The organism is Streptomyces sp. NBC_00433, assembly GCA_036015235.1.
Classification (GTDB): Bacteria; Actinomycetota; Actinomycetes; order Streptomycetales; family Streptomycetaceae; genus Actinacidiphila.
In genome coordinates, this window is record CP107926.1 from 6,004,954 (window position 1) to 6,026,304 (window position 21,351).

At 72.9% G+C, this 21,351-nt stretch carries 18 protein-coding genes and 1 tRNA gene; 9 read left to right on the forward strand and 10 right to left on the reverse strand.

Annotated elements, in window-relative coordinates:
• Positions 1 to 217 precede the first annotated feature (217 nt).
• From galT to OG900_25700, 4 genes are all read left to right on the forward strand, one after another.
• Complete coding sequence (gene galT, locus OG900_25685; protein ID WUH93170.1) at positions 218 to 1,270, forward strand: galactose-1-phosphate uridylyltransferase; 1,053 nt, start codon at positions 218 to 220, stop codon at positions 1,268 to 1,270.
• A complete protein-coding gene (gene galE, locus OG900_25690; GenBank protein WUH93171.1) occupies positions 1,267 to 2,247 on the forward strand; it encodes a UDP-glucose 4-epimerase GalE in 981 nt (326 codons plus the stop codon). Before galT ends, galE begins: the two co-directional genes overlap by 4 nt.
• A complete protein-coding gene (galK, locus tag OG900_25695) occupies positions 2,244 to 3,374 on the forward strand; it encodes a galactokinase (protein WUH93172.1) in 1,131 nt (376 codons plus the stop codon). The genes galE and galK overlap by 4 nt, the downstream gene beginning before the upstream one ends.
• A gap of 396 nt (positions 3,375 to 3,770) precedes the next feature.
• Positions 3,771 to 4,568 (forward strand): response regulator transcription factor, encoded by a 798-nt coding sequence (locus OG900_25700; protein WUH93173.1) that lies wholly within the window; start codon positions 3,771 to 3,773, stop codon positions 4,566 to 4,568.
• Here OG900_25700 and OG900_25705 read toward each other — a convergent pair.
• Positions 4,527 to 5,024 (reverse strand): MarR family transcriptional regulator, encoded by a 498-nt coding sequence (locus OG900_25705; protein ID WUH93174.1) that lies wholly within the window; start codon positions 5,022 to 5,024, stop codon positions 4,527 to 4,529. The two genes, OG900_25700 and OG900_25705, sit on opposite strands and share 42 nt — an antisense overlap.
• A 134-nt stretch (positions 5,025 to 5,158) precedes the next feature.
• Between OG900_25705 and OG900_25710 the strand changes: the two genes are divergently transcribed.
• Together OG900_25710 and OG900_25715 are read left to right on the forward strand one after the other, a co-directional pair.
• A complete protein-coding gene (locus OG900_25710) occupies positions 5,159 to 5,992 on the forward strand; it encodes a trans-aconitate 2-methyltransferase (GenBank protein ID WUH93175.1) in 834 nt (277 codons plus the stop codon).
• Entirely contained in the window at positions 5,989 to 6,363 is a 375-nt protein-coding gene (locus OG900_25715; protein ID WUH93176.1) for a glyoxalase, read from the forward strand. Before OG900_25710 ends, OG900_25715 begins: the two co-directional genes overlap by 4 nt.
• A gap of 42 nt (positions 6,364 to 6,405) precedes the next feature.
• On the opposite strand, the gene OG900_25720 is transcribed toward OG900_25715, so the two are convergent.
• From OG900_25720 to OG900_25745, 6 genes are all read right to left on the reverse strand, one after another.
• The gene (locus OG900_25720) at positions 6,406 to 6,873 is read right to left on the reverse strand and encodes a hypothetical protein (protein ID WUH93177.1); all 468 of its coding nucleotides are present in this window, start codon (positions 6,871 to 6,873) and stop codon (positions 6,406 to 6,408) included.
• Between the two features lie 85 nt (positions 6,874 to 6,958).
• Entirely contained in the window at positions 6,959 to 7,552 is a 594-nt protein-coding gene (gene pth, locus OG900_25725) for an aminoacyl-tRNA hydrolase (protein WUH93178.1), read from the reverse strand.
• Between the two features lie 109 nt (positions 7,553 to 7,661).
• On the reverse strand, positions 7,662 to 8,282 hold the full coding sequence (locus OG900_25730) for a 50S ribosomal protein L25/general stress protein Ctc (GenBank protein WUH93179.1): 621 nt from the start codon (positions 8,280 to 8,282) through the stop codon (positions 7,662 to 7,664).
• Positions 8,283 to 8,502: 220 nt separating this feature from the next.
• Positions 8,503 to 9,480 (reverse strand): ribose-phosphate diphosphokinase, encoded by a 978-nt coding sequence (locus OG900_25735; GenBank protein ID WUH93180.1) that lies wholly within the window; start codon positions 9,478 to 9,480, stop codon positions 8,503 to 8,505.
• 144 nt (positions 9,481 to 9,624) lie between these two features.
• Positions 9,625 to 11,088: a bifunctional UDP-N-acetylglucosamine diphosphorylase/glucosamine-1-phosphate N-acetyltransferase GlmU gene (gene glmU / locus OG900_25740; protein WUH93181.1), complete on the reverse strand. Its 1,464-nt coding sequence runs from the start codon at positions 11,086 to 11,088 to the stop codon at positions 9,625 to 9,627.
• A gap of 75 nt (positions 11,089 to 11,163) precedes the next feature.
• Positions 11,164 to 11,234, reverse strand: a tRNA-Gln gene (locus tag OG900_25745).
• 225 nt (positions 11,235 to 11,459) lie between these two features.
• On the opposite strand from OG900_25745, the gene OG900_25750 reads away from it, so the two are divergent.
• Positions 11,460 to 12,455, forward strand: coding sequence for an acyl-CoA desaturase (locus OG900_25750; protein WUH93182.1), 996 nt, complete (start codon positions 11,460 to 11,462; stop codon positions 12,453 to 12,455).
• 7 nt (positions 12,456 to 12,462) lie between these two features.
• A complete protein-coding gene (locus tag OG900_25755; protein ID WUH93183.1) occupies positions 12,463 to 13,149 on the forward strand; it encodes a TetR/AcrR family transcriptional regulator in 687 nt (228 codons plus the stop codon).
• 68 nt (positions 13,150 to 13,217) lie between these two features.
• Here OG900_25755 and ppc read toward each other — a convergent pair whose 3' ends face one another.
• A complete protein-coding gene (gene ppc, locus OG900_25760) occupies positions 13,218 to 15,971 on the reverse strand; it encodes a phosphoenolpyruvate carboxylase (protein WUH93184.1) in 2,754 nt (917 codons plus the stop codon).
• A gap of 233 nt (positions 15,972 to 16,204) precedes the next feature.
• Between ppc and OG900_25765 the strand changes: the two genes are divergently transcribed.
• Complete coding sequence (locus OG900_25765; GenBank protein WUH93185.1) at positions 16,205 to 17,518, forward strand: histidine kinase; 1,314 nt, start codon at positions 16,205 to 16,207, stop codon at positions 17,516 to 17,518.
• A gap of 30 nt (positions 17,519 to 17,548) precedes the next feature.
• Here the strand turns inward: OG900_25765 and OG900_25770 are convergent, their stop codons facing one another.
• Positions 17,549 to 18,454, reverse strand: coding sequence for a cellulose-binding protein (locus tag OG900_25770; GenBank protein ID WUH93186.1), 906 nt, complete (start codon positions 18,452 to 18,454; stop codon positions 17,549 to 17,551).
• Between the two features lie 289 nt (positions 18,455 to 18,743).
• Entirely contained in the window at positions 18,744 to 21,344 is a 2,601-nt protein-coding gene (locus OG900_25775) for an SUKH-4 family immunity protein (protein ID WUH93187.1), read from the reverse strand.
• Positions 21,345 to 21,351 lie beyond the last annotated feature (7 nt).

Here is a 21,351-nt window from a genome sequence, read left to right on the forward strand (position 1 = left end):
CCGCGCTGACCGGGCCGCCGTCGGCCGTCATGTGACGTGCGGGACCGGTCCACTCAGTCATCTGTTCGGCTTTGTTTGGTTGTGCCCGAAACGGACACCGCGCCCCGTGCAGCTTATGAACTCAACTTCACCCGCCCTCGCGCATTGACTGCGCTGTTCTGTCATGATTCATTGTGTGCGGTTATGTTGGGTGATTGTGGTGTGAGGGGTCTGCAGGGTGAAGAAGACGACGACCCGGCTCGCGGACGGCCGCGAACTGATCTACTACGACGCTGACGAGACGGCCGACGCCGTCGTCCGCGACGCCGTCGACCGCCGTCCGCTGGAGCCCGTCGCCACCCACTCGGAACTGCGCCACGACCCGCTGCTCGGCGACACCGTGGCCATCGCCTCGCACCGCCAGGGCCGCACCTACCACCCGCCGGCCGACGAGTGCCCGCTGTGCCCGTCCAAGGAAGGGCGGCTCAGCGAGATACCCGACACCGACTACGAGGTCGTCGTCTTCGAGAACCGCTTCCCCTCGCTGGCCGGCGGCGCCGGGCGCTGCGAGGTGGTCTGCTTCACCTCCGACCACGACGCCTCCTTCGCCGACCTCACCGAGGCCCGCGCCCGCCTGGTGCTCGACGCCTGGATCGACCGCACCCGAGAGCTGTCCCAACTGCCCGGCGTCGTCCAGGTCTTCCCGTTCGAGAACCGCGGCAAGGAGATCGGCGTCACCCTCGGCCACCCGCACGGCCAGATCTACGCCTACCCCTTCGTCACCCCGCGCACCTCGCTGATGCTGCGCACGCTGGCAGAGCACCGGGAGCGCACCGGCCGCAACCTCTTCGACGACGTCCTCGCCGACGAGACCGCCGACGGCCGGCGGATCGTGCTGGCCGCCGAGCACTGGACCGCGTTCGTCCCGCACGCCGCCCACTGGCCCTACGAGGTGCACCTCTTCCCGCGCCGCCGGGTGCCCGACCTGCTCGCCCTCGACGAGGACGCGCGCGCCGAATTCCCGCGCGTCTACCTGGAGCTGCTGCGCCGCTTCGACCGCGTCTTCGGCCCCGGCCAGCCGCCCACGCCGTACATCTCCGGCTGGCACCAGGCGCCCTTCGACGCCCCCGCGCGACGCGACTTCGGACTGCATCTGGAGCTTTTCACGATTCGCCGCACATCGGGCAAGCTGAAGTATCTTGCGGGGTCCGAATCGGGCATGGGCGCCTTCATCAACGACGTGCCCCCGGAGGCCGCCGCGCAGCGACTGCGAGAGGTAGCGAGCCAGTGAGTAAGAGCCCCAGGAAGCTGCTGGTCACCGGCGGAGCCGGATACGTCGGTTCGGTGGTCGGCGCCCACCTGCTGGCCGCAGGGCACCGGGTGACCGTCCTCGACGACCTGTCCACGGGCTTCCGCGAGGCTGTGCCCGACGGCGCGGACTTCGTGGAGGGCCGGGTCCAGGACGCGGCCAAGGTGCTCGACGGCTCCTACGACGCGGTGCTGCACTTCGCCGCGTCCTCGCAGGTCGGCGAATCGGTCGCCGACCCGGCCAAATACTGGCGCAACAATGTCGGCGGCACCCTCGAACTGCTCGACGCCATGCGCGGGTCCGGGGTCCGCACGCTGGTCTTCTCCTCCACCGCCGCCACCTACGGCGAACCCGCGTCCATCCCCATCACCGAGGACGCCGTCACCGCCCCCACCAACCCCTACGGCGCCACCAAGCTCGCCGTCGACCACATGATCGGCGGCGAGTGCGCCGCCCACGGCCTGGCCGCGGTGTCGCTGCGGTATTTCAACGTGGCAGGCGCCTACGGCGCCTTCGGCGAGCGGCACCAGCCCGAGTCGCACCTGATCCCGCTGGTGCTCCAGGTCGCCCAGGGCCGGCGGGACGCCGTCGCGGTCTTCGGCGACGACTACCCCACGCCCGACGGCACCTGCCTGCGCGACTACATCCACGTCGCCGACCTCGCCGAGGCGCACCTGCTCGCGCTGGACCGCGCCGCCGCGGGCGAGCACCTGATCTGCAACCTCGGCAACGGGAGCGGATTCTCCGTCCGCGAGGTCATCGACACCGTCCGCCGGGTCACCGGGCACCCCATCCCCGAGACCGCGCGGCCGCGCAGGGCAGGCGACCCCGCCGCCCTGGTCGCCTCCGCGCAGCGGGCGCACGACCGGCTCGGCTGGCGGCCCACCCGCACCGACCTCGCGGACATCGTCCGCGACGCCTGGAACTTCGCCCAATCCCTCGGGGAGGACGCACGATGACGGACCTCGGCACAGCCTTCAAGGATGTCCACGGCCGCGCGCCGGAAGGCTGCTGGGCCGCGCCCGGCCGGGTGAACCTGATCGGCGAGCACACCGACTACAACGACGGCCATGTGCTGCCCTTCGCGATACCGCAGACCACCAGGGCCGCGGTCGCCCGCCGCGACGACGGCCTGCTGCGGGTGCACTCCGCCGACATGGACGGCGGTGTGGTCGAGCTGCGGATCGACGACCTCGCCCCCGGCGCCGCCGCCGGCTGGGCCACCTACCCGGCCGCCGTGCTGTGGACGCTGCGCGAGGCGGGGCACCCCGTCGGCGGCGCCGACATCCACTACGACAGCACCGTGCCCGTCGGCGGCGGCCTGTCGTCCTCCGCGGCCCTCCAGGTCGTCACCGCGCTCGCCCTCGGCGACCTGCACGGCGTCGAGATGAGCCGCCAGGAGACCGCGCTGCTCTGCCAGCGCTCGGAGAACGTGTACGTGGGCGCGCCCGTCGGCGTCATGGACCAGACCGCCTCCGCGTGCTGCGCCGAGGGGCACGCCCTGCACCTCGACGTACGCGGCCTCGAACAGCGCCAGGTGCCGCTCGACCTGGCCGGCCAGGACCTGACGCTGCTGGTCGCCGACACGCGCGTCAAGCACGCCCACGCGGACGGGGCCTACGCCTCGCTGCGGGCCGGCTGCGAAGCCGCCGCGGCCGCGCTCGGCCTGGCCGCGCTGCGCGACGTGCCCTACTCCGGCCTGAGCGCGGCGCTCGACGCCCTCCCCGACGAGCGGCTGCGGCGCCTCACCCGGCATGTCGTCACCGAGAACCGCCGCGTCGAGGACGTCATCGCCCTCCTGGACGCCGGGCGCATCCGCGACATCGGCCCCGTCCTGACCGCAGGCCACATGTCCCTGCGGGACGACTTCCAGGTGTCCTGCCCCGAACTGGACCTCGTGGTCGACACCGCGCTCGCCTGCGGCGCGCTCGGCGCCCGTATGACCGGCGGCGGCTTCGGGGGCTCCGCGATCGCCCTCGTCCCCACCCCGGAGGTCCCCGCGGTCACCGCCGCCGTCCAGTCCGCCCTTCCGGCGGCGCGCGTCTTCGCCTCCACTCCCTCCGGCGGTGCCCACCGCCTGTCCTGACGCGCGGTCAGCCGCACCAGGCCGCGCCTTGCCGAGCCGGCCCGGGTGAAGCTCCGGACCGCCTCTTCGGGCAGGTGGCGGCCCGTGCGCGGGCGGCGGCCGCCTCGTACGATTCCCCGCAGCCCAGGGGGACGCCGCCTCGTGCGGCGGGGCCGGCGTCCCGCGGCGAAGGGGCGCGGGTCCTGCCCGGACGGGCAAGTTCCGTCAAGACGGCGCCAATGTGCGGGGAAACCCCTACGCTTTTCCCACAGCGCCGGTGGGGGCCGGCGTTCATCAGGGGGCGAGACGCACGGGATTCGGCACCCGTGCCCGGGGCGGCGGCCTCGACGCGGGTGCCGGGTCCCAGGCGATGACGCCCCGCCACTGGGGGAGTGCCGTACAGCGGGAGTGGTGTCCGTGGGACGAATCCGCGTGCTCGTCGTCGATGACCATCGCATCTTCGCCGAGTCGCTCGCCGCCGCACTCGCGGCGGAATCCGACGTCGACGTGTCAGCAGCCGGCAGCGGGCCCGCCGCCCAGCGCTGCCTGGACCGGGCCGCGGTCGACGGACGGCGTTACGACGTACTGCTGGTCGACGCCGACCTGGGCACAGGTCCGCGGGACCGGCCGCAACTGGCGGCCGTGCCCTCGCTGTCCGAGCAGCGGCGGCCCGAGCCGCGCGACCCCGTCATCGACGGCCTCGCGCTGGTCGAGAGGGTCCGTGCCGAGCACCTGGGCACCCGTACGGTGGTGCTGGCCGAGCGCGACGACCCGCACCGCGCGGCCTGCGCGCTGCAGGCCGGGGCGTCCGGCTGGGTCGCCAAGGACTGCTCGCTGTCCCGGCTGCTCGCCGTGGTGCGCGGGGTGCTGCGGGACGAGACGCATCTGCCGCCCGCGCTGCTGACCGGTGTGCTGCGGGAGCTGACCGCGGCCCGCAGGCACCGCACCGAGAGCGAGCAGCTGGTCGAGTCGCTCACGCCGCGCGAGCAGGAGGTGCTGCGCTGCATGGTCGCGGGCCTGGGCCGCAAGGCGGTCGCCGAGCGGCTGTTCCTGTCCCCGCACACGGTCCGCACGCACATGCAGAACGTGCTGGGCAAGCTCGGCGTGCACTCGACGCTCGCGGCCGTGGCGCTGGCCCGGCGGGCCGGCGTGGGGCCGGTGGAGCTGGTCCCGTCAGGTGGGGACGTTGTCGAAAGGCGCGGTCAGCTGTCGTAGCAGCGCCGCGAGCTCTGCCCGCTGGGCCTGGCTCAGCTCGCCCAGGATCGCGCGCTCCTGGGCGAGCAGCCCGGCCAGCGCGCGGTCGGCGCGGTCTTGGCCGGCCGGGGTGAGCCTGACCAGCACCCCGCGCCGGTCCGAGGGGTCGGGGAGCCGCTCGACCAGCCGCTTCTCGGCGAGCCTGTCGATCCGGTTGGTCATCGTGCCCGAGGTGACCAGCGTCTGGGTGAGCAGCTGACCGGGCGAGAGCTGATACGGGGTGCCGGCCCGCCGCAGCGCGGTGAGCACGTCGAATTCCCACGGCTCCAGGCTGTGCTCCGAGAAGGCCAGCCGGCGGGCCCGGTCCAGGTGCCTGGCCAGCCTGCTCACCCGGCTGAGGACCTCAAGCGGTTCGACGTCGAGGTCGGGGCGCTCTCGGCGCCATGCAGCGACCAGCCGGTCGACCTCGTCCTCCATGGGATCAGTGTAATAGGTCTGTCGATATGAAGTCTCTTGACATCAAGATATCGATGGGTGGAGCCTTGAGACGGGGGGTAGAACCTCCCCCTCCGTTTCGGCAGCGGTTCCGTACCAGCCAGGGAGTACGAACGATGCACGCAGCACCGACGTGGGACCCGCACCAGTACCTCCGGCACGCCACCCACCGCACCCGGCCGTTCCTCGATCTCCTCGCCCGCATCACCGAGCTGCCGGGTGGCGGCTCACCCCGTATCGCCGACGTCGGCTGCGGACCCGGCAATGTCACCGCGCTGCTCGCCGGCAGATGGCCGGCGGCCCGTATCACCGGCCTGGACAGCTCCCGGGAGATGCTGGCCACGGCCGCGCAATATGCCGGGCCGACCCCCGGCGGCGGCACCATGGACTTCCGCCGGGCGGACGCCGCCGAATGGACGCCGGACGAGCCCTACGACCTGATCGTCTCCAACGCCGCGCTCCAGTGGGTGCCAGGACACGCCGACCGCTTCGGCGACTGGCTCGACCACGTCACCCCGGGCGGCATCCTCGCCTTCCAGGTGCCCGGCAACTTCACCGCGCCGAGCCACGCGCTGCTCGCCGAGCTGTGCGACACCCCGCAGTGGCGCGGCCGGCTCGACGGGCACGGCCGCCGCTATGTGCACATCCTCAGCCCCGCCGACTACCTGGAGCGCCTCACCGTGCTCGGCTGCGAGGTCGTGGACGTCTGGGAGTCCACCTATGTGCAGCTGCTCCAGGGCGAGGACCCGGTCCTGGAATGGACCAAGGGCACCGCCCTGCGCCCGGTGCTCACCGCGCTGGACGGCGACCCGGGCGCGACGCGGGAATTCGTCGCCCAATACCGCGACCTGCTGCGCAAGGCCTATCCGCCGGGCGCCCACGGCACGGTCTTCCCCTTCCGCCGGATATTCGCCGTCGCCCGCACCGCCACACCGGCGGCCGCGCGGTGATCACCGCCCTGGACCACGTCCTGCTCGCGGCCCCACCGGGCAGCGAGCCGCGACTGCGGGCGTATTACGCGGGGGTGCTCGGCATGACCGAGATCCCCAAGCCCCCGGGCCTGGCCGCCCGGGGCGGCTGCTGGTTCACCGCCGGCAGCGTCGTCCTGCACCTCGGCATCGAGGACCCGCACCGCCCGGCCCGCAAGGCCCATCCGGGCATACGCGTCACCGCCATCCACGCCTTCGCCGACCGCCTCACCGCGCACGGCGCCGCCGTCGTCTGGGACGACGGACTCCCCGGCCACACCCGCTTCTACTCCGACGACCCGGTGGGCAACCGCCTGGAGTTCCTCGAACCCGACCCGCCGCCTGCCGCGTGACCCCCGTGCCTGCCGCCGCGCCCGCCAGGGCCGGAGGCGGGCCTACAGGGTCAGGAAGGCGCCGGTCAGCAGGGCCGCGCCGAGGCCGGCGACGGTCCATGCGGTGCGGCGCATGCGCAGCCCGCCGGCCAGCACCACGGCCGCCAGCAGCAGGGCGCCGCCGAAGGGCACCCAGGCGAAGAGGACGCCGCCCCAGCCGGCCCTGACCACCTTGTCGGTGCCGGGCTCGACGGCGACGGGTATCTTCGCGCCGGTGGTGTGCCGGATCGGCAGGCTTATGGTGACCCGGGCGCGGGCGGTGGCGGTGCCCTCAGGGGCGAAGGGCCCCGTGCAGGTGGAGTCGTCGCAATTGACCAGGGCCATCGTGCCGTGCTCGCGGCCCTTGGTGAGCATCACGTGCTGCGCGGTCCGCCAGGAGTCCCACGCACCGGACACCAGCAGCAGCGCCACCGCGGCGGCCACGCCGACCACCCGGGCCAGCAGCACCAGCCCCCAAGCGCCTTCCGCCATCCGGCGGGAACGGCTCCGTTCGACCATGCGGGCGATCTTTGGCCATCGCGTGCCGTCCGGTCAAACCCGGCGGCCCGAGCCGGGGTCAGCTGTTGTACGTGCCCTGCGCGCGCTCCAGGCCGTCGGCGATCAGCGCCTCGACGGCGTCGGCCGCCCGGTCCACGAACCAGTCCAGCTCCTTGCGCTCGGCCGCCGAGAAGTCCTTGAGCACGAAGGCGGCCACGTCCATCCGCCCGGGCGGCCGGCCGATGCCGGCCCGTACGCGCAGATAGTTCGCGCCCAGCGACTTGGTCACGGACTTGAGCCCGTTGTGGCCGTTGTCGCCGCCGCCGAGCTTGAGCCGCAGCGCGGCGTACGGGATGTCCAGCTCGTCGTGCACGGCGATGATCTGCTCGGTCGGCACCTTGTAGAAGTCCTTGAGCGCGGTCACCGGGCCGCCGGACAGGTTCATGAACGTCATCGGCTTGGCCAGCACCACCCGGCGGCTCGCGGGCCCCGGGGGGCCGATCCGGCCCTCCACGACCTGGGCCTGCGCCTTGCCCGAGCGCTTGAAGTGCCCGCCGATCCGCTCGGCGAGCAGGTCGGCGACCATGAAGCCGATGTTGTGCCGGTTCGCCGCGTATTCGGGCCCCGGATTGCCCAGGCCGGCCACCAGCCAGGGCGCTGTGCTCTCGCTCATCCACGTCTCCAGGTCTCGGGGCCCACGCCCTCGCACGGTGAACGCAACTCCGCCGCCGCACCCCGAAGGGTACGGCGGCGGCCGGGAGTCGCCTGGCGGCGACGCCGGATCAGGCCTCCTCGGCGGCGGCTTCCTCGGCGGGAGCGGCCTCCTCGGCGCCTTCCTCTTCCTCGGTCTCCTCGACGGCCTCGGCCTGCGCGGCCACGACCTGGATCACGACGGCGTCCTCGTCGACGGCCAGCGTGGTGCCCTTCGGCAGCGCGATGTCCTTGGCGAGGATGGAGGCGCCGGCCTCCAGGCCCTCGACGCTGACCGTGACGCCCTCGGGGATGTGGGTGGCCTCGGCCTCGACCGGCAGGGTGTTGAGCACGTGCTCCAGCAGGTTGCCGCCGGGGGCCAGCTCGCCTTCGGTGTTGACCGGGATCTCGACGGTGACCTTCTCGCCGCGCTTGACCGACAGCAGGTCGACGTGCTCGATGAAGCCGCGCAGCGGGTCGCGCTGCACGGCCTTGGGGATGACCAGCTCGGACTTGCCGTCGATGTCCAGCGCGATCAGGACGTTCGCGGTGCGCAGCGCGAGCAGCAGCTCGTGGCCGGGGACCGAGACGTGCTTGGGGTCGGCGCCGTGGCCGTAGATGACGGCGGGCACCTGGTCGGCACGGCGGATACGGCGGGCGGCGCCCTTGCCGAACTCGGTGCGCTGCTGGGCGGCGATCTTGACCTCGGACATGAGGTTCACTCCTCGTGATGGCAGACGGTACGGTCGCCCGGCCCCGACGGGCCGATCCACGGTTCACGAGGAGCGCGTCGATAACGGAGCCGGGTCCGGACCGACAGACGTCCGGGGCCTCCCTCGCCGAGCAACGCGCACAGCGTAACCGGCGGGGAGGCCCCGGACGAAATCGATCTACGGCGCAGGACCGGCAGACGTACCGATTCTGCGGCGGACTCTAGAGCGAGTCCTCGAACAGGCTGGTCACCGAGCCGTCCTCGAAGACCTCGCGCACGGCGTTGGCGATGGTCGGCGCCATCGACAGCACGGTGATCTTGTCGAGGTTCAGCTCGCCGGGGGTCGGCAGGGTGTCGGTCAGGATGAACTCGCTGACCCTGGAGTTCTTCAGCCGGTCGGCGGCCGGACCGGACAGCACACCGTGGGTGGCGGTGACGATGACGTCCTCGGCGCCGTTGGCGAACAGCGCGTCGGCGGCGGCGCAGATCGTGCCGCCGGTGTCGATCATGTCGTCGACCAGGACGCAGACCCGGCCCTTGACGTCGCCGACGACCTCGTGGACCTTCACCTGGTTGGCGACGTCCGGGTCGCGGCGCTTGTGCACGATGGCCAGCGGGGCGCCCAGGCGGTCGCACCAGCGGTCGGCGACCCTGACCCGGCCGGCGTCCGGCGAGACGACGGTCAGCTTGTTGCGGTCGACCTTCGCGCCGACGTAGTCCGCCAGGATCGGCAGTGCGAACAGGTGGTCGACCGGGCCGTCGAAGAAGCCCTGGATCTGGTCGGTGTGCAGGTCGACGGTGAGGATGCGGTCGGCGCCCGCCGTCTTGAACAGGTCGGCGATCAGCCGGGCCGAGATCGGCTCGCGGCCGCGGTGCTTCTTGTCCTGCCGGGCGTAGCCGTAGAAGGGCACGATCACGGTGATGCTGCGTGCCGACGCCCTCTTCAGGGCGTCCAGCATGATCAGCTGCTCCATGATCCACTGGTTGATGGGGCGGGTGTGGCTCTGGATCAGAAAGCAGTCCGCGCCGCGCGCAGACTCCTGGAACCGCACATAGATTTCGCCGTTGGCGAAGTCGAAAGCCTTGGTCGGCACCAGCTCGACTCCGAGTTCCGTTGCCACCGCCTCCGCCAGATCGGGGTGGGCGCGGCCGGAGAAGAGCATCAACTTCTTCTCACCGGTCGTCTTGATCCCGGTCACTGCACCGTCTCCTTGGTGTTCGACTGGTGTTCGACACAGCGACGCCCAGAAGTGGGCGTGCTGGCGGAATTGTGTGCACCCCACACGGTACGCCCCCTCTGGCGCATCCGTGCACCTCGGAGGGGCCGATGAGACGGCCCTCACTCAGCCGTTCGCCGCGTCGCTCCCGGTCGGCTTGGCACGCTCCGCGGCCTGCGCCGCGGCGCTGCCCGGGCGCTTGCGGGCGACCCAGCCCTCGATGTTGCGCTGCTGCCCGCGGGCCACCGCGAGCGACCCGGCGGGCACGTCCTTGGTGATCACCGAGCCGGCCGCCGTGTAGGCGCCGTCGCCGACCACGACCGGTGCGACGAACATGTTGTCGGAACCGGTCTTGCAGTAACTGCCGATGGTGGTGTGGTGCTTGGCCTCGCCGTCGTAGTTGACGAAGACGCTGGCCGCGCCGATGTTGGTGTGCTCGCCGATGGTGGCGTCACCCACATAGCTCAGGTGCGGCACCTTGGTCCCGTCGCCGATCGAGGCGTTCTTCATCTCGACGTAGGTCCCGGCCTTGGCGCCCCGGCCGAGCTTGGCGCCGGGCCGCAGATACGCGTACGGTCCGACGTTCGCCTCCGGGCCGACCTCGGCCTCCTGGGCGACGGTGTTCGAGATCCGGGCGCCCGCCCCGACCACCGTGTCGGTGAGCGTGCAGTTCGGGCCGACCTCGGCGCCGGTCGCCACCGTGGTGCGGCCGAGCAGCTGGGTGTTGGGGTGGATCAAGGTGTCGGGTTCGAGCACCACGTCGGCGTCCAGCCAGGTGGACACCGGGTCCACGATGGTGGCGCCGTCCAGCATGGCGCGGTGCAGCAGCCGCTCGTTGAAGACCCGGCGGGCCTCGGCGAGCTGCACCCGGTTGTTCACCCCGGCGATCTCCCGGTGGTCCGCCGCCGTGTACGCGCCCACCCGGTGGCCGGCCTCGCGCAGGATCGCCAGGGTGTCGGTCAGGTACTCCTCGGCCTGCGAGTTGTCCGTGGTGATCCTGGTCAGCGCCTCGGCGAGCAGCGCGGCGTCGTAGGCGTAGACACCGGAGTTGACCTCGCTGATGGTCTGCTGGTCGGGGGAGGCGTCCTTCTGCTCGACGATCGCCTTGACCTGGCCGTCGGTCAGATCCCGCACGATCCGCCCGTAGCCGGTCGGGTCGGGGACCTTCGCGGTCAGCACCGTCACTGCGTTGCCGTCTGCCTGGTGGGCGGCCACCAGGGTGGCCAGTGTCGCCGTGGTCAGCAGTGGGGTGTCGCCGTAGGTCACCACGACCGTGCCGTCCAGCTTGGCGCCCTGCCTGGCGAGCTCTTCGAGGCCGACGCGGACCGCGTGCCCGGTGCCGTTCTGCTCCTCCTGCACGGCGGTCAGCGCGGCCGGGTCGGCCCCCGACAGGTGGTCGACGACCTGCTCGCGCCCGTGCCCGACGACCACGACCAGATGCTCGGGGTCCAGTTCGCGGGACGCGGCGACCACATGGCCGAGCAGGGAGCGGCCGCAGATCGGGTGCAGGACCTTGGGGGTGGCCGACTTCATGCGAGTGCCCTCACCCGCGGCGAGGACGACGACGGCGGCCGGGCGTGTGGCGCTCACGGGGGAGACTCCTGGGCTTCGAGTGCGGGACACCCGCAGGATACCGAGGGCTTCCCGCCCGTGAACCACGTGCTGCTCCGCCGCCAGGACTCGAACCCGGACTTAAGGCACCAAAAGCCCCAGTGCTGCCATTACACCACGGCGGATCAACTCGGCCTTCCCGATATCGGGTCGGGGAGACCGGTCGGTCGAACCCATCATGCCGTACCCGGCGGGGTGGACGCGACGGAGATCCGGGGTAGAGATCGTTCGGCGGGCGACCGACACGGTCCTGTCGTCCGCCGTGCGCCGCTGCAATACTTACGGCGGCGTAGGTTACGGACGTAACCGCAGATAACCGCCCCCCACTTCCATATCCGCGAGGGACAGACATGACCACACAGACGGACGTGATCACCGAGTCCCGGGAACCGGATCCCGGGACGTCAGGACAGGAACCGCAGTCCAGTGCCACCCGAGGTGGCGAGAGCAAGCGCTCGATCGAGCAGATCGCGCTGCTGCTCTTCATCTGCATCCCCTTCGTGGCGCTGGCCGCCGCAGTGCCGCTGGCCTGGGGGCGCGGCATGAGCTGGCTCGACCTCGGCCTGATGGTGGGGATGTACTACCTGGGCTGCCACGGCATCACCATCGGCTTCCACCGGCACTTCACCCACGGCTCCTTCAAGGCCAACAGGCCGCTGAAGATCGCGCTGGCCATCGCGGGCTCCATGGCCGTCGAGGGCCCGATCGTGCGCTGGGTCGCCGACCACCGCAGGCACCACAAGTTCAGCGACGCCGAGGGCGACCCGCACAGCCCGTGGCGCTTCGGCGAGACGCTGCCCGCGCTGATGAAGGGCCTGTGGTGGGCGCACATGGGCTGGCTCTTCGACGAGGAGCAGACCCCGCAGAACAAATACGCCCCCGACCTGATCGGGGACCCCGCGATCCGCCGCATCTCCCGCGACTTCTGGATGTGGACCGCGCTCTCGCTGCTGCTGCCGCCGCTGGTGGGCGGCCTGGCCACGATGTCGTGGTACGGCGCCTTCACGGCGTTCTTCTGGGGTTCGCTCGTTCGGGTGGCTCTGCTGCACCACGTGACCTGGTCGATCAACTCCATCTGCCACGCGGTCGGCAAGCGCCCCTTCAAGTCGCGCGACCGCTCCGGCAACGTGTGGTGGCTCGCGGTGCTCTCCTGCGGCGAGTCGTGGCACAACCTCCACCACGCCGACCCCACCTGTGCCAGGCACGGAGTGCTGCGCGGCCAGGTCGACTCCAGTGCCCGGATCATCCGCTGGTTCGAGATGGCGGGCTGGGCGACCGACGTCCGCTGGCCGACCCCGGAGCGGATCGCCGCCCGGCGCCGAGAAGACGTCAGTGAAGCGGCATGATTGATCCGTGAGCGACGGCAGAGACGACAGGGCGACGACGACCCCCAGGGCCCCCTCGGGAGCCACCGCGCGCCCCACGCGCCGGGTCCGTATGACCGGCAAGGAGCGCCGTGAGCAGCTGCTCGACATCGGTCGGACGCTGTTCGCGGAGCGCGGCTTCGAGGGGACGTCCGTCGAGGAGATCGCCCACAAGGCCGGCGTGTCCAAGCCGGTGGTCTACGAGCACTTCGGCGGCAAGGAGGGCCTCTACGCCGTCGTGGTCGACCGGGAGATGAGCCGGCTGCTCGACATGGTCACCGGCGCCCTCACCGGCGGCCACCCGCGCGAACTGCTCGAACAGGCCGCCTTCGCACTGCTGGACTACATCCAGCAGTACACCGACGGCTTCCGCATCCTGGTCCGCGACTCGCCGGTCACCCAGTCCACCGGCACCTTCGCCTCGCTCATCGGCGACATCGCCACCCAGGTCGAGGACATCCTCGGCCACGAGTTCAAGCAGCGCGGCTTCGACCCCAAGCTCGCCCCGATGTACGCCCAGGCCCTGGTCGGCATGGTCGCCCTGACCGGCCAGTGGTGGGTGGACACCCAGCACCCGGACAAGGCCGACGTCGTCGCCCACCTGGTCAACCTGTCGTGGAACGGCCTGTCGGGCCTGGAGCCCAAGCCGCGGCTGATCGGCCACCGCAAGAACTGACCGCCGTGCGGTACACCGCCGCCCCGGACCCCCCAGGGTCCGGGGCGGCGCCGTGCGCGGGGCCGGTGTCAGCCGGTGTTGCGCAGGCCCGCCGCCACGCCGTTGACCGTCAGCAGCAGGGCGCGGGACAGCAGTGGGTCCGGCTCCTCGCCCTTGGCGGCGGCCGCCCGCTGCCGGGCCAGCAGGGTGACCTGGAGGTAGGAGATCGGGTCGAGGTACTGGTCGCGGATGTGGAAGGTCTGCGCCAGGACCGGGCTCGCGGCCAGCAGCTCAGACTCGCCGGTCAGCCGCAGCACCTCGCGCACCGTCAGCTCGTGCTCGGCCTCGATCGCCTCGAAGACGTGCCGCAGCTCGTCGGGCACCAGTGTCTCGACGTAGTGCCGGGCGATCCGCAGGTCGGTCTTGGCCAGCGTCATCTCGACGTTGGACAGGAAGTTGCGGAAGAAGTGCCACTGGCCGTGCGCCTCTTCGAGCACCGAGTCCAGACCGGCCTCGCGGGCCGCCTTCAGGCCCGAGCCGACGCCGTACCAGCCGGGGACGATCTGCCGGGACTGCGTCCAGCCGAAGACCCACGGGATGGCCCGCAGGCCGTCAAGGCCCGCACCGGAGTCCGGGCGGCGGGACGGGCGCGAGCCGAGGTGCAGCTCGCCGAGCTGGTCGACGGGGGTGGAGGCGAAGAAGTACGGCGGCAGGTCGGGGTCCTCGACCAGCTTGCGGTAGGCGCCGTGCGCGGCCTCGGACACGATGTCCATCGCCGCGTCCCAGCGGGCCAGCGCCTCGTCGGACTGCCGGGGGGAGGTGTGCAGCGCCGACGCCTGGAGCGTGGCGGCGACCGTCAGCTCCAGGTTCTCCCGCGCCAGCGAGGGGATCAGGTACTTGTCGGAGATGACCTCGCCCTGCTCGGTCACCTTGATCTCGCCCTCCAGGGTGCCCCAGGGCTGGGCCAGGATCGCGGTGTGCGAGGGGCCGCCGCCCCGGCCGACGGTGCCGCCGCGGCCGTGGAAGAGCCGCAGCCGCACCCCGTGCCGGTGCGCCACGTCGCGCAGCCGGCGCTGGGCGCGGTGGATCTCCCACTGCGACGTGGTGATGCCGCCGAACTTCGAGGAGTCGGAGTAGCCGAGCATCACCTCCTGCACGTCGCCGCGCAGCGACACCAGCCGCCGGTAGGACGGGTCGGACAGCATCTCGTCCAGCAGCTTGTCGGCGATCTTCAGCTCGTCGGTGGTCTCCAGCAGCGGCACGATGCCGATCCTGGCGACCCCGGTGTGCAGGTCGATCAGACCCGCCTCGCGGGCCAGCACCGCCGCGGCGAAGACGTCGTCGGAGCCCAGGCACATCGAGATGATGTACGACTCCATGACCTCGGGCCCGAAGCGCTCGAAGGCCTCCCTGATGGTGTGGAAAACGCCGAGCGTCTTGGCGCCCGCCTCGTCCAGCGGCGCCGGGGTCGGCGCCAGCGGGCGGCGCGAGCGCAGCTCCTTGGCGAGCAGCTTGCGGCGGTAGTCGCGCGGCATGTCGGCGTACCGCCAGGACTCCTCGCCGAGCCGGTCGAAGAGCTGGCCCAGCGCGTGGTGGTGGGCCTCGGCGTGCTCGCGTACGTCCATCGTCGCCAGCTGCAGGCCGAACGCCGACAGCGTGCGGATCGTACGGTCCATCCGGCCGTCGGCGATCAGGCCGCCGCGGTGGGCGCGCAGCGAGGACTGGATCTGCTGGAGGTCGTCGAGCAGCCCCGAGGTGCCCAGGTAGTCGCGGCCCGGGATGTGCGGGGTGCCCGCGGCCAGCCGCTCGCGGGTGTTGATCAGCTTCTGCCGGATGCAGGTGGCCTTGAGCCGGTAGGGCTCCTCGGCGTTCAGCCGCTTGTAGCGCGGGCTGATCTCGGGCAGCGCCACCAGGTCGGTGGCGAGCGAGTCGAGCAGTTCGCTGCTCGCGCCGGAATTGCGGATCGAGTTGGACAGCGCGCCGCGCAGGAAGTCGACCAGCTCCAGCGCGTCGGTGATGCCGTGCTCGTGCTGCAGGATCAGCACGTCCCAGGTGACCTCGGGCGTCACGTTGGGATTGCCGTCCCGGTCGCCGCCGATCCAGGTGCCGAAGGTCAGCGGGCGGGTCTGCGGCGGCAGCGGCACACCGACCCGCTCCAGCTCTGCGGCCAGCTCCTCCAGGACGTCGCCGACCGCGCCCGCGTGCAGCTCGTCCAGGTAGTAGATGGCGTTGCGCGCCTCGTCGGCCGGCTCCGGGCGGACCACCCGCAGCTCGTCGGTCTGCCACAGCAGGTCGATGTTCTCGGCCAGCCGCAGGTCGGCGCGGCGGCGGTCGCCGGTGCTGCCCTCGCCGTGGCCGTCCTTCTCCAGCAGCTCGGCGATCCGCCGCAGCTTGTTCAGCACCGAGCGGCGGGCCGCCTCGGTGGGGTGCGCGGTGAAGACCGGCCGCACGTTGAGGTTGCGGACCGACTCGCGTACGTGCTCGGGGTCGCCCTCCTTGAGCAGGTCCGCGGTCTGGGCGAGCAGCCCGCCCTCGACGGCGCGGCGGGAGCGCAGCTCGCGGCCGCGGTGCACCTGCTCGGTCACGTTCGCCAGGTGGAAGTAGGTGGAGAAGGCCCGGACCAGCTTCGCGGCGGTCTCCAGGTCGGTGTCGCCGAGCAGTGCGGCGGCGGCCTCCCCGTCGCTGCGGGTCAGGGCGCGGACCTTCTCGACGAGGTCGAGCAGTTCCTGGCCCTCCTGGCGCACCAGGGTGCCGCCGAGCAGCTCTCCCAGGCGTCGGATGTCGGCACGCAGGGCGGTACTGCTTGCGGTACTGCTGTCCGGGGCGGTGTCGGCGCTGCTCACAGGTGCGGCTCCTTGTGCAGGGGAAGTGGACGGCGTACTCGCGGACCGCGCTGTCCGGCCGTCCAAGGATAGGTCGCGGTAGCTGCGGCGAGACGGCCAGCCCATCAGGCGGACAGCGCGTCCCGGCTGCGGGAGCCGGCCGGGCGGACGTCGGGCGACCTGCCGGTGGCGCCCCGGTGTCCGGCCGGTATGCGGCCGGTGCGCCGGTGCGGACACCGCATACGCTGGACGCCATGAGTACGACGGGGGCGCACGTACCGGACGACGGAGCCGGAGGAGCCGCGGCGGTCGCCGTCGCGGTGGCCGCGGCACGGCGGCCCGGCTGGTGGTGGTGGCAGCGGCGGCGCGGTTTCGTCCTGGACGTGGCGCTGGCCTCGGTCTCCGCGATCGAGTGCGCCTTCGAAGGTGCGACCTTCGCCGACCGCACCGGCATCCTCCCCAGCGCCGGGGCGCTGCTCGGTGTGCTCGTCGGCGCGGTCCTGGTGCTGCGGCGGCGCTGGCCGGTCGCGGTGGTGCTGGTCAGCATCGCCATGACGCCGGCCCAGATGGGCTTCCTGCTCTCCCTGGTCGGCCTCTACACCCTGGCCGCCTCCGAGGTGCCGCGCCGGATCACCGCCGCGCTGGCCGGGATGAACGGCTTCGGCACCATGCTCGTCGCCTTCCTCCAGTTCCAGGACAATCTGCGCGACCCCGACAGCAGCAGCTCCCTCCACATGCCGCTGACCCTGGTCGTCGCCGCCCTGATGGCCCTCGGCCTGACCGGCCCTCCGGTGCTGCTCGGCCTCTACGTACGCGCCAGGCGCCGCCTGGTGGAGAGCCTGCGGGAACGGGCCGACGGCCTGGAGCGCGAACTGGAGCTGCTCGCCGAGAAGGCCGCCGAGCGCGCCGAGCGCGCCAGGGCCGAGGAGCGCACCCGGATCGCCCGCGACATGCACGACGTCGTCGCGCACCGGGTGAGCCTGATGGTCGTGCACGCCGCGGCGCTCAAGGCGGTCGCGCTCAAGGACCCGCAGAAGGCGTCGGCCAGCGCGGAGATGCTCGGCGACATGGGGCGGCAGGCGCTCACCGAACTGCGCCAGATGCTCGGTGTGCTGCGCACCGCCTCCGCGCCCGCGCCGGTGCTTCCCGCGATGCGCGCCGAGCCCGACGCGGAAGGTCCGAGCCTGGACCGGCTCGCCGCGCTGGTCGAGGAGTCCCAAGCCGCGGGAATGGGCGTCGAACTGACCGTCGAGGGCTCCCAGCGGCCCTGCGGCGCCCGTATCGAGGCCACCGTCTACCGCGTGGTGCAGGAAGCCCTCACCAACGTCCACAAGCACGCGGCGGGGGCCGACGCGGTCGTACGCCTGGCCTACCGCGAGGCCGAGGTCGCGGTACTCATCACCAACGGCCCCTCCGACGGCACCCCGCAGGCCGCCCTCCCCAGCGGCGGCCACGGCCTGCTCGGCATGAAGGAACGCGTCACGGCCCACGGCGGCGGCTTCGCCGCGGGCCCCACCGCGGACGGCGGCTTCCGCGTCTCGGCGATGGTGCCGCTGCGCAGCGGCTGAGCCTTCCGCCCGGCCGGGCGGGGGGCGGTGTCAGTCCTCGGCCGGCGCCCCGCCCCGCCCGGTGAGCGAGGCCAGCGTCGCCCGCACATGCGCGAGGTGGGACCGGATCTCGTCGCGGTGCTCCTCGTGCTCGCGCAAGCACCGCTCGCTCTCCCGCCGCACCCGATCCTCGTGCACCCGCGCCTGCGCCAGCATCGAGGCGGCCCGCTCCTCGGCCTCGTCCTGCTGGGTGCGCAGCGCCTCCTCCGCGGCGGCCCGCTCCTTGTGCGCCGCGTCCAGCCGCCGCTCCGCGTCGGCGAGGAGGTCGCCGAGGCGGCTGTCGACGCCGGCGTCGCGCTCGCCCAGCTCGTGTTCGAGGGTGTCGAGGCGCTCCTGCCGCTCCTGGTCGGCCTCGGCCACGCTGCGTTCGACGTCCTGCCTCATCGCGTCGAGCGTCTGGCCGGCCTCGCCCCTGACGACCTCGGCCTCGGTGCGGGCCTGGCCGAGGATCTCGGCGGCGCGGCTGCACGCCTCGTCGAGCATCCGCTCGGCCTGGTCCTCCGCAGCGGCGAGCCGGGCCGAGGCGGCGGCGCGCGCCTCGTCCTGGAGGGTGCGGCGGGCGGTCTCCGCGGCGTCCCTGGCATATTGCGCCTCGACCTCGGCGCGCTCCCGCACGGCGGCGGCCTCTTCCTCGACCAGCCGCATCAACTCCTGGGCGCCGGGGCCGAGCTCGTCGAAACTCTCCGGCGGCAGGGCGCCGACCTGCTCGCGCAGGGCCGCGCACTCGGCGTCCATCTCGTTGGCGAGGACGGTGAGCCGGGCGGCCCGCTCCCAGGCGGCGTCGCGGTCCTCCGACAGCTCTTCGAGGAATCGGTCGACCTGGTCCGGGCGGTAGCCGTGGCTGCGCCCGCGCGCCTGTTCGAAGCCTGTTGACGATGCGGTCGTGTTGCTGCTCATCCGTCTGCCCCTTTTACCGCTGGCCTGCCGCTGCTGCCTCTCGCCGTTCCCTCGTATCTATTTATGGCTTATGACCGAATTGTACGAGCTACGACACTCCGAACTGTTCTCCTACCCGGAAAACGCCGGAGGGCCGGGCGCAGGGGATGTACACCCCTGCGCCCGGCCCTCCGCCTCTACGGCGTGAAACGGTCCGGTTGTTGCCGCCGTCGGTCGGACGGGACCGTCGGACAGGTCTCGGGCGTGTCCGACAAATCCCGTCCGGCTGGCGGCGCCTGGCACGCACGCCCTAGAGCAGCCCGTCCCACATCTGCTCGATCAGCACCGACCACCAGTTGTCGGGCGACGCGATCGCCGCCGGGTCCTGCGCGGCCAGCTCCGCCTGGAAGTCCACCGTCCAGTGCCCCGCCTGCTCGGGCGTGAGCCCGATCCGCAGCCGCCACATCCGGCCGAGCAGCGCCAGGCTGCGGGCGAATTCGGGCAGGCTGGAATTGACGAACTGCGGCGCCGCCGGCGGCGAACCGGCAGGACCCGCCTCCAGCGGCAGCGCCACGATGTGCGCGGTGCCGTACTGCACGCACAGCTGGCGCCCGAAGTCGTTGCCCATCACCAGGTACGAGCCCGCGTCCGCGGCCGGCTGCACACCGCGCGAGACGGCCAGCTCCGCCAGCGTCGGCACCGGCTGGCCGGGCTGCGCCTGCGCCCAGAAGAACGGCCCGAAGTCCACCGGCAGCCCCGCCCACATCAGGGTCTGCGCCACGATGTCCGGCACCCCCTGCCGGGAGACGGCCCGCTGCTCGAAGCGGAAGACACCGGGCGGCCCGAAGGCGCCGGCGAGCTCCTGCCCGATCACGTCGAGCCCGACCGGCGGCACCCGGAGCACCGTGTGCGGGTCCGGCATCGGCACCCGCTGCGGCTGCGGGCGGGCCGGGGCCCCCGCCACCTGGTGCAGCTCGCCCTGGTGCGTCAGCAGGTGCTGTACGCCCTGCCGGCGGCTCGCGTGGTCCCGCCCGTAGGGCGCGGTGTGGCTGATCCGCACCTGCGGCCAGGTCTCCCTGATCATCCGGGTGCAGTAACCGCCGGGCAGGTCGCAGGACTCCAGTTCGGTGTGCAGTTCGAGCACCTGCTCGGGGCGCACCCCGGCCGAGCGCAGCTCGTGCAGGATCTGCCACTCGGGATGCGGGGTGCCGGGCGCGGAGCGCCGGATGATCTGCTGCTCGCTGCCGTCCTGGCCGCGGTAGCGCAGCACCGCCATGTAGCCGGGCCCCACCGTCGGCACACCGCCAGGCGGCTGCGGATAGCCGTAGGCGGGCGCGGGCGGCGGCGGTGCGGCAGGACCGCCCGCATAGGGCGGCGGCGGGGGCTGGGGCGCACCGGCGAACGGGCCGGGCGGCGGGGGCGGCGGGCCGCCCGGACCCGGCCCGCCGACCGGGGGCCCGGCCATCATGGTGGCCGCGTAGTGCGGGTCGTTGGCCGCCGGGGGCGGCGGGGGCGTCGGACCGCCCGCGTAAGGCGGCGGGGGCGGGGGCTGGGGCATGCCGCCGCCGGGTGCTCCCGGGAAGGGCGCGGGCGGCGGGGTGCCGGGCCCGGCCATCATGGTCGCGGCGTAGTGCGGGTCATTGCCCGCCGGGGACGCGGGTGCGCCGGGTCCGCCGCCTGCGTAGGGCGGCGGCGGGGGCGGGGCGTCCTGGCCGCCCGCATAGGGCGGCGGGGGAGGCGTACCGCCGCCGGGCATCCCGGCGAAGGGCACGTGCGGCGGGGTGCCGCCGCCGGGGGCCGCGAGCATGGTCGCGGCGTAGTGCGGGTCGTTGGCCGCCGGGGGCGGCGGGGGCGTCGGACCGCCCGCGTAAGGCGGCGGTGGCGGGGGCTGGGGCGTACCGCCCTGCGAGGAAGGCGGAGCCGGCGGCACACTGCCGCGGACCGCCTTCGCCGTCTCCAGCCCCGAGATGTCCGCGGCGCCGCTCGGCATATTGCCGGCGCTCGCACCCGCGGGCGGCGGGGGGAGGGGGACACCGGGGCCGCTCGGCGGGGGATAGGCGGAGCCGCCCACCGTGTGCGGCACCCCGCCATGCGCCGGGAGAGGTGCCTGCCGGTCCTGCTGCTCGGACCGGGGCAGGCCGCTGCCGCCGGGCAGCAGCTTGGTGCGCGCCTCGGCGGAGTCGGGCTGCGGCGGCTCCTGGCGCAGTTCGGCGCCGCTGAGCGGCGGCGCGAAGACGGTGGCGGGAACCGGCACGGACTCGCCCTCGCCGGAGTCGCTGACCGTCTTGCCCGCCCAGCTGCCGCCGTCCTGCTGCCCGCTCTGCTCGGGCACGGCGGCGGGCCGGCGTACGTAGTCGACGCCGCCGGGACCCTCGGACGCGGCCGCGGGCTGCCGCCCCTCGGACTCCTGGGGCGTGCTCTGCGCGGCGGCGGGCCGCCGGTAGTCGATCCGGCCTACGGAATCCCCGGTGCCCGACGGGGTCGCCGCACTGTCCGAGCCGCTGTCGCCGTCACCCGCGCTGTCGGACCTGCGGTCCGGGATGCCCATCCGGTCGGCCGCGTCCTGCAGCCACTGCGGCGGGCTCAGCAGGAAGGACGTCGCCTCCAGATCGATGCGCTGGGGCGGTTCGGGCGCCGCGTCGTTCGGCACTGCGCCGTACTCCTCCTCGTAGCGGCGGATCAGCTCGCCGATGGGCAGGGCGGGCCACAAGGTCGCGTCCCCGCTGTCGCGGGCGATGACCACCCGTATGTCGCCGCCGTCGTCCGCCGACGGGCCGCCCTCGCGCGGCTCCGACCAGATGACGAAGCCGAGGTCGAACTCGCGGACCCGGACGTCGCGGTGCTCGTACGGCGGCACATCGCCGTTGATCCAGTGCTCCGCGCGCTCCTGCGCCTGAGCGAAAGTCACCATGTCCGGC

Coding starts and splice junctions, on each gene's coding strand:
- galK (WUH93172.1), top strand. CDS start 2,244: ATGACGGACCTCGGCACAGCCTTCAAGGATGTCCACGGCCGCGCGCCG.
- OG900_25705 (WUH93174.1), bottom strand. CDS start 5,024: ATGGAGGACGAGGTCGACCGGCTGGTCGCTGCATGGCGCCGAGAGCGC.
- OG900_25710 (WUH93175.1), top strand. CDS start 5,159: ATGCACGCAGCACCGACGTGGGACCCGCACCAGTACCTCCGGCACGCC.
- OG900_25720 (WUH93177.1), bottom strand. CDS start 6,873: ATGGCGGAAGGCGCTTGGGGGCTGGTGCTGCTGGCCCGGGTGGTCGGC.
- pth (WUH93178.1), bottom strand. CDS start 7,552: ATGAGCGAGAGCACAGCGCCCTGGCTGGTGGCCGGCCTGGGCAATCCG.
- OG900_25730 (WUH93179.1), bottom strand. CDS start 8,282: ATGTCCGAGGTCAAGATCGCCGCCCAGCAGCGCACCGAGTTCGGCAAG.
- OG900_25750 (WUH93182.1), top strand. CDS start 11,460: ATGACCACACAGACGGACGTGATCACCGAGTCCCGGGAACCGGATCCC.
- OG900_25765 (WUH93185.1), top strand. CDS start 16,205: ATGAGTACGACGGGGGCGCACGTACCGGACGACGGAGCCGGAGGAGCC.
- OG900_25770 (WUH93186.1), bottom strand. CDS start 18,454: ATGAGCAGCAACACGACCGCATCGTCAACAGGCTTCGAACAGGCGCGC.
- OG900_25775 (WUH93187.1), bottom strand. CDS start 21,344: ATGGTGACTTTCGCTCAGGCGCAGGAGCGCGCGGAGCACTGGATCAAC.